The organism is Mesorhizobium sp. WSM4830, assembly GCF_055811495.1.
Map to the genome: position 1 here is coordinate 74,450 of NZ_JBVVQI010000021.1, position 14,412 is coordinate 88,861.

The 14,412-nt window shown below is 63.3% G+C and carries 12 protein-coding genes; all 12 read right to left on the reverse strand.

Annotated features, from left to right (window positions below; genetic code table 11):
• Positions 1–115: 115 nt before the first annotated feature.
• Positions 116–1,612: a sugar ABC transporter ATP-binding protein gene (locus tag AC0L2Y_RS23920; RefSeq protein WP_473559887.1), complete on the reverse strand. Its 1,497-nt coding sequence runs from the start codon at positions 1,610–1,612 to the stop codon at positions 116–118.
• A complete protein-coding gene (locus AC0L2Y_RS23925; protein ID WP_473559888.1) occupies positions 1,612–2,670 on the reverse strand; it encodes an SMP-30/gluconolactonase/LRE family protein in 1,059 nt (352 codons plus the stop codon). The genes AC0L2Y_RS23920 and AC0L2Y_RS23925 overlap by 1 nt, the downstream gene beginning before the upstream one ends.
• Positions 2,667–4,790: an ABC transporter permease gene (locus AC0L2Y_RS23930; RefSeq protein ID WP_473559889.1), complete on the reverse strand. Its 2,124-nt coding sequence runs from the start codon at positions 4,788–4,790 to the stop codon at positions 2,667–2,669. The genes AC0L2Y_RS23925 and AC0L2Y_RS23930 overlap by 4 nt, the downstream gene beginning before the upstream one ends.
• A gap of 217 nt (positions 4,791–5,007) precedes the next feature.
• Positions 5,008–6,033: a sugar ABC transporter substrate-binding protein gene (locus AC0L2Y_RS23935; RefSeq protein ID WP_473559891.1), complete on the reverse strand. Its 1,026-nt coding sequence runs from the start codon at positions 6,031–6,033 to the stop codon at positions 5,008–5,010.
• A 59-nt stretch (positions 6,034–6,092) separates the two neighbouring features.
• Entirely contained in the window at positions 6,093–7,079 is a 987-nt protein-coding gene (locus AC0L2Y_RS23940; RefSeq protein ID WP_023675789.1) for an ABC transporter permease, read from the reverse strand.
• A gap of 280 nt (positions 7,080–7,359) precedes the next feature.
• Positions 7,360–8,802, reverse strand: a complete 1,443-nt coding sequence (locus AC0L2Y_RS23945) for a DHA2 family efflux MFS transporter permease subunit (RefSeq protein ID WP_473559893.1) — start codon at positions 8,800–8,802, stop codon at positions 7,360–7,362.
• Between the two features lie 225 nt (positions 8,803–9,027).
• Positions 9,028–9,828, reverse strand: a complete 801-nt coding sequence (locus tag AC0L2Y_RS23950; RefSeq protein WP_473559894.1) for a 3-methyl-2-oxobutanoate hydroxymethyltransferase — start codon at positions 9,826–9,828, stop codon at positions 9,028–9,030.
• Between the two features lie 37 nt (positions 9,829–9,865).
• Entirely contained in the window at positions 9,866–10,180 is a 315-nt protein-coding gene (locus tag AC0L2Y_RS23955) for a MocE family 2Fe-2S type ferredoxin (protein ID WP_473559896.1), read from the reverse strand.
• 30 nt (positions 10,181–10,210) lie between these two features.
• Entirely contained in the window at positions 10,211–11,299 is a 1,089-nt protein-coding gene (locus AC0L2Y_RS23960) for a fatty acid desaturase family protein (protein ID WP_473559898.1), read from the reverse strand.
• Between the two features lie 91 nt (positions 11,300–11,390).
• Entirely contained in the window at positions 11,391–12,572 is a 1,182-nt protein-coding gene (locus tag AC0L2Y_RS23965; protein WP_352491027.1) for an aldose 1-epimerase family protein, read from the reverse strand.
• A gap of 34 nt (positions 12,573–12,606) precedes the next feature.
• On the reverse strand, positions 12,607–13,389 hold the full coding sequence (locus AC0L2Y_RS23970) for an ATP-binding cassette domain-containing protein (RefSeq protein WP_473559944.1): 783 nt from the start codon (positions 13,387–13,389) through the stop codon (positions 12,607–12,609).
• A complete protein-coding gene (locus AC0L2Y_RS23975) occupies positions 13,386–14,390 on the reverse strand; it encodes an ABC transporter permease (RefSeq protein ID WP_473559901.1) in 1,005 nt (334 codons plus the stop codon). Before AC0L2Y_RS23975 ends, AC0L2Y_RS23970 begins: the two co-directional genes overlap by 4 nt.
• Between the last annotated feature and the right edge of the window lie 22 nt (positions 14,391–14,412).

A 14,412-nucleotide genomic window follows, 5' to 3' on the forward strand; every position in this document is an offset into this window, starting at 1 on the left:
TGCGCTCCTTGCTTCGCCCCAGGATGACGAAGCGATGGGCGTTTCTGCCAATCTCCATGGCATGCAATCCGACAATGCGAAGACTATTTGGCATGTCAACTTCTACGCCAAGGGACTAATGCACCGCCGCATACATGATCTTCTCCTCCGTCGCTTCGGCCGGCGAGAACTCCTCGACGATGCGGCCTTGCCGGCAGACCAGGATGCGGTCGGACAGGTTCATGATCTCCGGCAGGTAGGACGAGATGACGACGACGGCCAGGCCCTCGTCGGCCAGCCGGTTGATGATCTGGTGGATCTCGGCGATGGCGCCGACATCGACGCCGCGCGTCGGCTCGTCGAAGATAACGATGCGCGGTTTCTGCACCAGCCCCTTGCCGATCACCACCTTCTGCTGGTTGCCGCCGGAGAGCTCGACCACCCGCGCATTGTCGTTGATCGCCTTGACGTTCAGCGTCTTCGTCCATTCGGCCGACAGCGCCCGCATCTCCTGCGCATTGATCACCAAGCTCTTTTCCCGTCCAGCCGCCAAAAAGCCGGCGAACAGGTTCTCGGCGACGTCCATCGTTTCGAATATCCCCTCGCTCTTGCGGTCTTCGGTGACATAGACGATGCCGTCCGCCACCGCCTCGCTCGGCACGAGATAGCGTACCGGCCGGTCGTTCAGTTCGATGGTGCCGCCGCGCAGGAAGTCGCGCTTGTAGATGCCGGAGACGATCTTGAACGTCTCGGTGCGGCCCGAGCCGATCAGCCCGAACACGCCGGTGATCTGGCCCTCGAAGATCGAGAAGGAATTGTTGCGCACTACATTGCTCATCGAGATGTCCTGCACCGACAGCACCTTCTTGCCGGCCCTGCGCAACCTGGTCTCGTCGCGCTGGCTGTAGAGCTGTCCCGACAGCGTCCGCCCGACCATGGCCGCGACGATCCGGTTGCGATCGAAAGCGGCGGTATCGTCGGTGATCACCAGTTCGCCGTCGCGCAGGATGGTGATGCGGTCGGCGATATCGAGCGCCTCTTCGAGCGCATGGCTGATGAAGACGATCGACACACCCCTTGCCTTGAGCCGACGGATCAGTGCGAAGAAGTGCCGCTTTTCCTCCGGCGTCAGCGTCGCCGTCGGCTCGTCGAAGATGATGATCTCGGCATTGTGGTGGACGGCGCGCGCGATCTCGACCATCTGCCGCTTGGCCGCGCCAAGCGTCGCCACCATGGCGTTCGGGTCGACCGGGAAGTTCAACGACTGCAGGAACTGCTGCGCCGAGATGTAGGTGCCGCGCAGCCGGTTGAGAAAGCTCTCGGTGCCAAGATAGAGGTTCTGCGCCACCGTCATCGACGGCACCAGGCTGGTCTCCTGGAAGACCATGGCGATGCCGGCTTCAAGCGCCGCGTGCGGCGAGGCGTAGGCGATCTCCTGCCCGTTGTGGAACATCTTTCCCGAGGTCGCGTCGACGACGCCGGCGATGATCTTGGTCAGCGTCGATTTTCCCGCGCCGTTCTCGCCGAGCAGGGCGTGGATCTCGCCCTTGCGCAGCTCGAAGCTGACATTCTTCACCGCGGGCACGCCGCGATAGGTCTTGGTTACGTTCTCCAGGCGGACAATCGGTTCCATCAGCGATGCCCTTCTGGAGCCAGGTCGATAGCCAGCAGGCAATCGCCGCCTTTCGAGGCAATGAACAGGCGATCGTCTTTCTCCGCCACGCTGCAGATGCCATGACGCGTGCCGTTGGCGCGGCTGTGCAGGCTATACTGCGGCCGCATCTCCCGATCGAGCCTGACCACAAGCCCGTAGGAGCGGCTCGGCGACCATGGCTTGTGGATGCCCATGGTGCGGATGCCGCCGCATTGCAGCGGCTCGAGGAAGCTTCGATTCGAGGCGAGTGCCGGCGCGATCCAGTGCTGCGGCGGCACTTGCGCCAGCATGTCGTTCCGATAGTGCTTTTCCTGCAGCACGAATTCGATCAGACGGTTGCGGGGCGCAAACAGCGCCAGCCAGGCACCACCACCGACGGCAGACGACAGGCGCGAGGGATAGCCGGGCAGATGCGCCAGCACCGTCGAGCGGCTGCCCGTTGCGCCATCGAAGCGGACAAGTTGGTGCCGCCAGCTCTCGCTGACCAGCACATCCGTGCTGGTTGGATGCAGCCCATAGGGAAAGGCGATGTCACCGGCGAGCTTGCGCAATTCGCTGCCTGCCGGATCGCGCTTCCACAGCGAACCCGACGCACCCTTCTTCATCAGATCGGCGGCCCATTGCGACGGCGCGTGGCCGGCCGAGCCATTAGCCAGCCAAAGCGTGCCATCTTCTGCATAGGCGAGTGCTGTAATGCAGCGGATCTCGGCTGGCAGGCGAGCCTCCTTGCCCGCGATTAACAGCTTGCCGCTTTCGAGCGCCACCGTCAGCTCTCCGGCGGGCGAGCGCGCAAGCGCGGTGACCGCGGCCGGAAATGTCTCGACCAGAACAGGCGCGCCGCCGGCGGTGACCGCGTAGATGGCATTGCCGCTGGAGGCCAGCAGCCGGCCGTCAGCGATCAGCAGATTGTCAGGCTCCGGCAGTTCAGCAAAAGCCGGAGCATCGTCCAGCAGCGTATTCGGCCTGAAGGCGCCATCGAGCGGCGGGATTGTCACCGCCTTGCCGCGAAAGATGTCGAGGATCGGGTCCAGTATCATGGCTTCGCTCCCCAGTAGGAAGCGGGGCTGGTCCAGTTTGGATCGGCACCGGCAATCCGGTAGCGGCCGATCCGGTTGTTCAGGATACCGCCGACGAACAGATAGCCTTTGTGCTCGCGCATCGAGGTGACCATCGGATGCGCGGCGCCCGACAGGTCGCCCATCGCTTCGACGATGCCGCCTTTCTCATTGAATTTCACCACACCGCCGGTGTTGATGTTGGGGAACAGCCATTCGTCCTGCGGCAGCCGGCGCGTCATGCGCTTGCGCATGTCGGGATGGCGCAGCGACAGGTCGAAGCTCGGCGTGCGCATGCCGAGCCAAGCCATCCAGTAATTGCCGTCGGAGGCGCGGTTGATGTTGTCGGGGTAGCCCGGCATGTCGCGGATGACGCATTCGGCGGTGCCTGCTTTCGGCCCTTCCAGCCAATAGCGATGCACGCGGCAGGCCCAGCTTTCGGCGAAGAACAGCGACCTGCCGTCATGCGCCATGCAGACGCCGTTGGTATAGCGGTAGCCGTCGAGCAGCGTCTTCGTCGAACCGTCCTTGGGGTCATAGACGAGCAGCCGCCCGGTGGCGCGGTTCTCGATCGAGTCCAGCGCCCAGTCATGGGCGTCATAGCGCTTGGTGGAATCGGTGAAGTAGATGCGGCCGTCCGGCGCGATGTCGCAGTCATTGGGGTCTCGCAGTCGCGCATCGTCGACGATCGAAGTCCAGGAGCGCGACGTTTCCGCCGAAAGCCGTTTCACCTCCCGCTCCGGCGAGACCGAATAGAGGCCCATGGCGCCGACGCAGCTGATCAGATTGCCTGTTTTGTCGAAGGCCAGGCCGAGCGGAAAGCCGCCAATATGGGCAAAGACCTCCGAGCGTTTGTAGTCCGGCGCGAAGAAGCGGACGATCTCGCCATGCCTGGTGCCGCAATAGAGATGGTCGTCGCGGTCGAGGATGACGTCTTCCGGCCCTTCCAGCTCGCCGAGCCCGATATGGTCAGCCTCAGACAACCGGTTGTCGAGTTCGTAAGGCGTGCCTGAGCCTGGTGCCGCCGACTGCGTTGTCCCCATCTTCAAATAGACCGGTGCGACATAGACCTCGTCCAGAACCTTGTGGCGGTTCTTCAGCCAGCGAATGTCGATGGTGACCGCGACGGCAAGCATGATGCCCAGAACCATCTGGTTGGTACCGGTGCCATAGCCCAGCCGGATCAGCCCGTTTGTCATGGTCAGCACGATGATCGCGCCCATCAGCCCCTTGATCACCGAGCCGCGGCCGCCGCCCAGGCTGACGCCGCCGACGACCGCCGCTGTCAGTGCCATGACCTCGAGGTTGAGGCCTGTGCCCGGCCCTGCCCCGCTCAGCCGGCAAGCGATGAGGAAGCCGCCGAGCGAGGCGCAGAAGCCGGAGAACACATAGGTCATGAACACGGTGCGGCGCACGCGGATGCCGGCATTGTGGGCCGATCGCCGCGACCCGCCCACCGCCTGCACATGCCAGCCGGGCCGCGAGCGTGTCAGCGCGACATGGGTAATGATGGCCAGGATAATCGCCGCCCACACCGCAACCGAGAGGCCCCAGAAAGTGTCGTCGCCGATGAAGTCCAGCACATCCGATGTGGCATCGGAAAGCTGGACGTCGGCGGCATAAGTGGTGACCAAAATGTCGAACAGCGCCCGCCCGAAGATGAAGGTGACCAATGTCGTCAGGAAAGCGCGCAGCCTGAAATAGCCGATCAGATAACCGTTGATCGCGCCGAACAGCAGCCCGGTGGCGATCGAGGCGGCCAGCGCCAGCCACACCGATTGTTCGAGGATGAAAAAGACGAACACGGCGGAAAAACAGGACAGCGCGAAGATCGAGCCGACCGAAAGGTCGATGCCGCCGCCCAGCATGACCACCGTCATGCCGGTGACGACCAGCGAGAACTCGCCGAGCTGGCGGGTCGATTCCTGCAGCGACATCGGCTTGAAGAAGCCGGGGATGATCGAACCGAACACGCCGAGCGTCGCCACCAGCGCCAGGAACGGAATGGCGTTATCAGTCCAGCGTTTGCTCAGTATCTCGCCGAGGAGGTGGTCGGGCACGAGATTGTAGCGCCAGGACTGGAGGCGTTCGCGAAAGGACATGGGTTGCTGCTATTCGAGAGAAAAGGGAAAAATCGGCCGAGCTATCCGCAGGACGCTCGCCTCAGGTTTGCGCTGCCCCTCACCCTTACCCTCTCCCCGTATAGAGACGGGGAGAGGGGGTCGCCAGCGTTGGAGCGTATCCCTTCTCCCCGTCACTATACGGGGAGAAGGTGCCGGCAGGCGGATGAGGGGCAGCGCCGAGCTCAGGAAAGCCGGCCTACTTCGCCGCGGCCTCCGCTTGCAGTGCTTTCAAGTCCCAGCAGCTGTCTGGCTTGAGGTCGGCCTTGGTCGTCGCTTTCTCCAGCGTATAGATGTAGGTGTGCGAGGTGCCGGCGGGCTGGCCACTCTGCAACAGGAATTTTATGACGGCGTTCATATCGCCCGACTGGCGGGCAAGGTCGGTCATCACCACCGCGCCATAGGTGCCGTCCTGCAGCTTGTCGCAGTCGGCGGTTTTCTCGCCGCCGCCGGTGGTGACCAGGAACACCTTGCCCTCGAGCTTGGCATCGCGGATCGCAGCCGATGCGCCCGTCGCGTCGCCGTCCCAGAAATCGATGATGGCGCAGATGTCGGGGTTCTGCTGTAGCATCGTCGTCGTCACATTGCGCGAGGTCGTCGCATCCCAGTTCGAGTCCGGCTTGGCTACGGCCTTGAAATCGGGGTTCTTGTCCAGCACCTTCATGATGCCGGCATACTGGTAGAGGCTCGACGAGTTGGCCTGGTCGCCCTGCACCAGCCCGATCTTCTTGGAAGAATTCGGCCCACAACCCTTGATCGCCGCTTCGGCTTCCAGCTGGCCGAGCCGATCCCAGTCGCTGCCGACAAAGGCATCGGCCGGGAAGTTCGCCGGATTGTCGACCAAAAGCACATAGGTGCCTGCCGCCTGCGCCTTCTTCATCAGCTTGGCATAGGAGTTGAGGTCCGGCGAGTGGATGATCAGCACGTCCGGCCTGGTGTCAGACGAGATCGCGTCGGTTATCGCCTGCGCGCCGGCGTCGACCACCCAGTTCGGGTCACGCGTCTCGAACACGCCGCCCCAGGCCTCGACCTCCGTCTTCAGGTAATGCGCCCAGCCCTGTGCCAGGTCGAAGCCCATCGCCATCGGCACCAGCATCACCCGCTTGCCCTTGAGCGCTTGCGAATAGGCGGCCGGACCCGGATCCTCGGCGGCGAAGCTTGGCGCCACGAAGGCGGAGACGGCAAGCGCTGCCGCGGCAGCCATAAATGTCCTGATGATTTTCATGTCACATCCTCTGGTTTGGTCGTTGTCGTTCGCGGCCGGCGCCAACCGTTCGCGTCAGTCTAAATGTCGCCTTGCTGGGCGGTCTGCTCGTCGCGCGGATTGATGAACCCGTCGACGATGATCGCCGCCAGCAGGATCGCTGCCTTGATCAGGTTCTGATAGAGCAGCGGAATGTCGATGATGGTCATGGCGTTGAGCAGGATGCCGATCAGCGCGGCACCCACCAGCACGTTGCGCACCCCGCCCCGCCCGCCCGACAGACCGATGCCGCCGATCACCGCCACCAGCACGATGTCGTAGAGCAGCGTGGAATTGACAATGCGGGTGTTGATCGAATGCAGGCTGGCGGCGGTGAGCAGGCCGGCCACCAGCGAGACCAGGGCCGACAGCACGTAGCGCAGCACCAGCATCGGGCGCACTGGAATGCCGATGTTGCGCGCCGCGACCGGGTTGTCGCCGGCGAAATAGACGTAGCGGCCCCATTTGGTGTAGCGCAGAAACAGGAAGAAGGCGAAAGCCAGCCCGGCGAAGACAAAAACCTCGACCGGGATGTCGAGGAAGCGCAGTCCGCCAAGAAGCTCGACCCAATGGCCGGGCGGCACCGGCACGGCGTCCTGCGTGATCAGTTGTGAACGCACATAGCCGAAAACGAAGGACGCGGTCGCCAGCGTCACGAAGATCGCCGGAACCTCGGCGTAGGCGACCAGGATTCCGTTCAACAGCCCGATGGCGAGAACGCCGGCGAGCACATAGGCGAAGGCCAGCCCGTCGGATGTTCCCGAATTCAGCAGTTGCAGATACCAGGCGACCGACATCGCCATGATCGCCACCGCCGACAGGTCGATGCCTCTGCCGATAATGACGACCGCCATGCCGAGCGCCAATATGCCCAGCACCGAGACCGAGCGCACGATGGCAACGAGATTGTTCGAGTTGATAAACCCGGGCAGTCCGATCGCGGCGGCAATGAACAGCACAACCGCGATGGCAAAGACAATGCCCTCCTGGTTCAGGCTTCTCCAGTTCAGCCAGCCGGTCGCGTTCATTGCCCGCTTTCACCCGCGATGGCTACGCCCTGCTCCCTCTGCGGCCATCGGAACGAAAGCTAATCGGCTCAAGACCAATTCGTCAAATGAATCCGTGCATTGCAGGCCGGCTTGCGAGGAAATTCTGCGGTTGGACGCACCGATTGGCGAGGCTGGCGCAATGCCTGGAACTCAAGCCCTTTTGCAACTGATCGCGCTGATCGGACCGCTGGCGAAGGTTCGCTCCAGGACGAGCGGAGCAGGCAGAATTCATGTCCGCGCTCGCCGCGCAGGTCCTGCGTCAAATCCGCAAAACATGGCCCGAGACCTCGGCGCCGGCAGCGTTCGGCAACGCCAGAAAGCGGCACGAGGCGACGAGCCCGATTGCGCCGATCACCAGGAAGGCAAGGCGGAAGTCGACGAGATCGAGCGCTGCCGCGCCTCTCGCGATCTGTGACAGGTTGAGCAGTGCCGCCGCCACCGCCACGCCGAACAGCATCGCCACCTGCTGCAGCATGCTGGACAACGTCGCCGCCGAACTGCGCTGCTGTGAGGCCACATCGGCGAAGGCCAGCGTGTTGAGCGCGGTGAACTGCATCGAGCGCGACAGTCCGGCGATCAGCATCAGCACCACCACCAATGCTTGCGGCGTCTGCGGCGAAAGCGCCGCGCAGGCCATGATCGTCAAGGAAGCGATCACCCCGTTGACGATCAGCACCGAACGGAAGCCGAAGCGCCTCAGCGTCGGCGTCGTCACCGCCTTCATGCCGAGATTGCCGAGGAAATAGGCCAGGATCATCATGCCCGCATCGACCGGGCTCAGGCCGAAGCCCACCTGGAACAAAAGCGGCAGCAGGAATGGAGTGGCGTTGATGGCGATGCGGAAAATCGTGCCGGCCGACAGCGTCGAGATAGCAAAGGTCTGCACCTTGAAAGCTGTGAGATCGAGCAGCGGATGATTGGCGCGTCGCAGATGCCGCACCGCCAGCCAGCCGACCAAAATGCCCGTGCCGAGCAATGCCACGGTCGGCAACATACCCTCTTGCGGATGTGCGATGCGCTCGAGGCCGTAGAGCATCGCGGCGAGCCCCACAGAGGTCAGCAGGAAGCCCGGCCAGTCGAGCGGCCTGGCGCCGGCTTCGCGGTCGTCGGGAATGAAGCGGGCGACCAGCGCCAAACCGGCAACCCCAAGCGGAATGTTGATGAAGAAATTCCAGTGCCAGGAGAGATAGGTGGTGATGAAGCCGCCAAGCACCGGCCCGACCACCGGCGCAAACAGCGCCGGCCAGGTGATCAGCGCCGTGGCGTTGAGAAGCTCGGATTTCGGCGCATTGCGCAGCACCAGGATGCGGCCGACCGGCGTCATTAGCGCGCTGCCCAGGCCCTGAACCGCACGCGCGGCAACGAACTGGCTCAGGTTCTGCGAGATGCCGCAAACGAGCGAGGCCAGCGTGAACAGGGCAATCGCCACAAGGAAGATGTTGCGCGCGCCGAAACGGTCGGCGAGCCAGCCGGACAGCGGCACGAACACCGCCATGGTCAGCATATAAACGGTGATGCCGATGCTCATCGCCACCGCCGGCACGCCGAAGGATTCTCCCATCTGCGGCAGCGAGGTCGAGATGATAGTCGAATCCAGAAGCTGCATGAAGAAGGCGACGGCGACGATCAGCGCCACCCGCCGGGCTTGCCGCGCCGCCGTCGCGGTTTCGGGCAAGGCTTGGTTTTCGGGAATGGCGGTCATGCGCAGAACTATCCGAAGGGAATTTTCACCCGCTCCATCAGCAACCGCACAATCTTCTGGCAAACCGATGACGCACCGGTTTCAACAGCATCTGGCCGGTGCCGTCCAGACATGGACCAACAAACTTTCGTGTGGCATCGCAGCCGGCTACGCGATGACCCGGCCCTGCCGCCGATCCGGCCTTCTACGATCCGCCATGGCGCTTCGCGCTGTTGCAGGCGTGTCTCATGCGGCTTCGATCTTCTCCAGGAACAGGCTAAGCTGGTCCGGGTCCATGTGCACGACGTGCCTATCTTCGGGATACGCCAGGCTGTTCACATCGGCGACATATTCGGAAAAGGCGGCGATGCGTTCGGCCTGCAGGCGATCGTATTCGGCGGCGAAATTGCGATAGACCTTGGAGTGGCGAGGCATGTGGCCGCGGTTCTGGCCGAGGATGTCGTCTGCGAACAGGTATTGTGCATCGCAGCCGGTGCCCGCCCCCATCGACAACATGATCAGCGACGTGCGTTCCGAAATCGCCTTGGCCACCTCGACCGGCACCACCTCGATCTCGGCGCCGATCGCGCCGGCGGCCTCCAGTTGCTTCACCGCCTCGAACACCTGCATGGCGGTATCGGCGGTCTTGCCGACGGCCTTGAAGCCGCCGGTCCAGGTGGCGCGTGACGGGATGAGGCCGACATGGCCGATCACCGGAATGGCGTCGTCGGCCATCCGCTTGATGGTGGCATAGCCGGCGCTGCAATAGACCGCATCGGCGCTCGCCTTGTAGAGCCGGAACGCCCAGCGGACGAAATCGTCGGCGGTGCCGATCTCGAAGAAATTCTCACCCGGCATGGTAAACAGGCTGGGTGCCGCATCACGGTATTCCGGATTGAGCACCAGCTCCGGCGGCACCGAGACGATATCGACGCCGGCGCGCTCGGCGGCCTCGGCCTCGTCCATTGTCAGCACGCGCAGCATGGTCAGTTGCCGCTTGCCCTTCATGGCGCGCAGGTCTGCGACGGTCGGTCTTTTCCGGCTCATGGATTATGGTCCCCTTTGCTACGTGACAGAAGGCCCGTCAGCCAATCTGGATCATCACCTTGCCAGCTTCGACCTTGACTGGATAGGTCGCGAGATTGACACAGACGGGAGCGCCCTTGGCCTGGCCGGTCTTGTAATTGAAGCGGCCATTGTGCTTTGGGCATTCGATGATGTCGTCCATCACAAGCCCATCGGCCAGATGCGCCTTCTCATGCGTACAAAACCCGTCGGTGGCGAAGAATTCATCGTCCGGCGAACGGTAGATCGCGAAGGTGCGGCCGCCATGGTCGAAGCGGATGACATCTTCCTCTTCGACATCGTCGACGGCGCACGCTTCGACCCAATCGGCCATTTTTTATCTCTCCCGAAATTCCTGCGGTGCCTACTCAGCCGCCGCCGACATGTCCACTTCGTGGAACTCGCCACGATAGGGCCTCGCCGTCGGCGGCAGTTCGCGCTTGAGGAAATAATCCTCGTATTTGAGCTGCCTGAGCAGGACAGGCCAGACCTCGCGGTAGGCATGCCACATCGACGGGTTCGGCTCCGGCAGATCGTGCTTGATCAATTCATGCAGCCTGGGCAGCGCGTGGTAAGGCACCATCGGGAACATGTGATGCTCGACATGGTAGTTCATGTTCCAGTAGATGAACCGGCTGATCGGATTCATGTACACGGTACGGGTGTTGAGCCGGTGGTCGACGACATTGTCGGCCAGGCCGATATGCTGCAGCAGGCCGGTCAGCACCATGTGCCAGGTGCCGTAGAGGCGCGGCACGCCGATGAGCACCACCGGTATCCACGACCGCATGAAAACGGCGAGCGCGATCGTCGCGATGTAGACGGCGATGTGCCAGCGCGCCGCGATGACGGCCTTGTGCTGTTCCATCTCGGGAACGTAGCTTTTCTCGTCGGGCGTCAGCTTGCCAAACGCCTGGCGTACCAGCGCCGGAAGCGAATAGCGGAAATCGAGGATGCCGGTGAAAGCCAGCGCGGCACGCAATAGGTCCGGCGGGCGCATCACGGCGATCTCGGCGTCGCGGCCGACGATGATGGTGTCTGTATGGTGCCGGGCATGGCTCCAGCGCCAGGTCACCGGATTGCGCATCAGCATGAAGCTGGCGATCTGATAGACGACATCGCTCATCCAGCGCGTGCGGAAGGCCGTGCCGTGGCCGCATTCGTGCCAGCGCGAGTCGCTGGACGAGCCGTAGAGCACGCCGTAGACGAAGAAGAACGGCACGCACCACCAGGTGCCCCAGAAGTAGACGGCGCCGGCGGCGGAGCCGAGGATGGCGACGATCCAGATGATCGTGTCGCGGATCGCCGGACCGTCTGAGCGCTGCATCAACTCCTTGATCGCCTTGCGGGGGACATCCGTGTGGTACCACTCCGCTGAGGCCAGTCCCGTCTCGATCGCCCTGCGCGTGCTCTCGCCGACCAGGCTGTAATCGCGCTTTACCGTGCCAGCCATTGTGACCTCCAATTCCAGCTCGACCGCGAGCCCTCCCCGCTCCGGCCAGAGCCAGCCTCCCAACTGGTGTCCCGTATCCTCTTCGCCATTATCACGACCTGCCTCCAAGAACAGGAAAATGGCCCGACGGCCGCGGGTAGTCCTCTCGCGGCTGTCTGGCAATCGCCGCGATCCGGCTTTCGGCGGCGGCGATCTCGCCGGCGCCGTCGAGGACCCGGAACACCGCATCGTAGGGGCGGCTTTCGCCATGCTCCAGCCAGATCATCTCGCCGCGTTCGCGCGCCGCTAGATTGCCAAGAACATGATGCGTCGACGGCTCGATCCCAAGCGCGTACTGCCCGGCCTGGAAATTCTGCCATTGATAGGCGCAAGGCAATTGGTCCTTGCGCGTGACCACCTCGAAGCCGAGACCGAGACTGTCGTTGACCACCGCCACAGGGACTTCGCCGGTGCTGTCGGCACCGAGTTCGTGCTGCCAGACCTGTTCCTTGAATCCCGGTTGCGGCGCCGGCACCGTGCGGTAGCCGACCTTCTGCGCTTCATAGTGCTCGCCGGCATGCCCGGCCCAGACGACGTCGCGGATCGGCGCCAGGTAGCGCGATCCTTCGTCGAGCACCGGATGGCTGACGTTGATGTGGTAGAAATACATATGCGGCGTCCGGTTGAAGCCGTGATTGACGACGCGGTCCGAAAGCCGGATCTCGTTGCCGCCGACATCGGCCTCGATCCGCCGCAGCAGGTGCAGATCCTCGCCGAACACAGTCGATTGCTGGACGATGCCCTCGGCCCACAACACGCAGCGGTCGCCGTCCCAGGTCTCGCCGTAGCCGGTCAGCCGCGCCGGGATGGTGCTGATGCGGCCATGCAGCGAATGGCGCACCGTCTTCTTCGGCGGGTAGTTGTAGGTGTCGGCGGGTACCTCGTTCATGAACAATATATGGTCGAGGCCGCAGGTCAGCAGAAGGCCGGAAAACGACCGCGCCCAGGCCAATCCCTCCTCGCCTTCATACTCGTGCAGGCCGGGATGGCGAAAGCCGCTCGGCGAATGCCAGCCGATCGCCTGGCCCCTGAAGTCGCAATCGGCGATATCGAGCGCCCGGTCGACCAGCGCGGTGAAGCGCAGGCCCGAGCCGGTGCGGAATTCGAGCATACGGATGCCGCGCTCGACGCCGTCGCCAAGCGTCATCAGCCGCACGCCGGCAAATTGCGACAGCATGCCGGAGCGCTCCGAGACCTGCCGGCGCGACAGCGTCTTGCCGTAAAGCTCTACCATGTGACGGCCAGTTCCTTCACTTTGCTCCCGCCCTTCACTTCGCTCTCGTCTCCTTGAGCAGGGCCGACATGTCGGCGCCGGTGATGATGCTTTCCACGGTCAGCAGGTCGGTGTCGGCGACCGTCTGCTCGGCGACGATCTCGCCGCGGCGCATGACGATGATGCGGTCGGCGACCTGGAAGACGTGATGGATGTTGTGGGTGATCAAAAGCACCGAATGCCCGGCGTCGCGCACTTCCTTGACGAAGCGCAGCACTCCGTGCGTTTCCTCGACGCCGAGATTATTGGTCGGCTCGTCGAGGATGATGACCTTGGCGGCGAACTGCATGGCGCGCGAAATGGCGATCGACTGGCGCTCGCCGCCCGACAGCGTGCTGACCAGCGCATCGGCGTCGAGTTTTTTCGAAATGCCGACGCGCTTCAAAAGTGCCGAGGCAGCATCGCGCAATTGGGCGAGATCGAGCGGCGCGAACACACCCAGCCATTTGAGGTTGACCGGCTCGCGGCCGAGGAAAAGATTGCGCGCGATGCTGAGGTCGGGAGCCAGCGAGGTGTCCTGGTGGATGGTCTCGATGCCGAGATCCATCGCGTCGCGGGTCGAGCGGATGGAGACCTTCTGTCCGCGCACATAGATGTCGCCGCGATCGACCTGAAAGACCCCGGAGATCGCCTTGATCAGCGTCGATTTGCCGGCGCCGTTGTCGCCGAGCAAGGCCACCACTTCACCCTCGTTGAGCGTGAAGGAGGCGCTCTTCAGGGCGCGGACGCTGCCGAAGGACTTTTGCAGGTTCTGCAGCCGAAGCACTTCCATGATCAGCTCCTGGCAGCGTTCTTCTGCAGCAAAGCGTGCAGGATGAGCATGGCAAGTATGATGACGCCGACGAAGATGTTGTAGGCGAGCCCGGGCACTCCGATCAGCACGATGCCGTTGCGGATGCTGCGCAGCATCAGCGCACCGACGATGGTGCCTAAAATGGTGCCGCGCCCACCGGTCAGCGCGGTGCCGCCGACCACCACCATGGCGACCACTTCGAGTTCATAGCCGGTGCCGGCCACCGGCGAGGCCGCAGAGATGCGGAAGGCGCTGATCATGCCGGCGAGACCGGCCAGCACCGAGGTCAGGATGAACAGCCAGATCTTGACCGCGTCGGCCGGCACACCACGCGCCACGGCAGCGTTACGGTTCGAGCCGATAGCGCTGATCCAGTTGCCGAGCTTGGCGTAGCGCAGCACATAGATCGCCAGTAGCGAAAGGCCGATGAACCACCACAGCGAGGTATAGAAACGGAACGTTCCGATATTGAAGCTGCCGGCCAGCAGCGTCACGAAGAAGCCCGGCTGGTCCCAGGATTTCAGCGGAAAGCCTTGGGTGATGTAAAGCGCTGCCCCGCGCACCACCAGCAGCATCGACAGCGTCACCAGGAAGGAGGAGATGCCGATCTTGGTGACGATCAGCCCGTTGATCGCACCGATCGCTATGCAGAGCAGCAGGCCGGCCAGCAGCGCGACGCCGATATCAAACCCGCCGTTCTGGACCAGAAGCATGACGACGACCGGCGCCAGTCCGAATACGGCACCGACCGAAAGGTCGAACTCGCCCGCCGTCAGAAGCAGCGTCATGCCGAGCGCGATGATGCCGAGCTCGGGCAGGAACGCCATCATGTTGGAGATGTTGAGCGGCGACAGGAAATTCGCGTCGGCGATCGCGAACACCGCCAGCAGGACGATCAGGATGACGAGCGAAGAGAACTGCGGCGAGCGGATCAGGCTCGACCTGCGTTTGGCATGCGGCATTTCCTCTTCCGCGGCAATTGTCATGACTGTTTCGACCATATCTCAG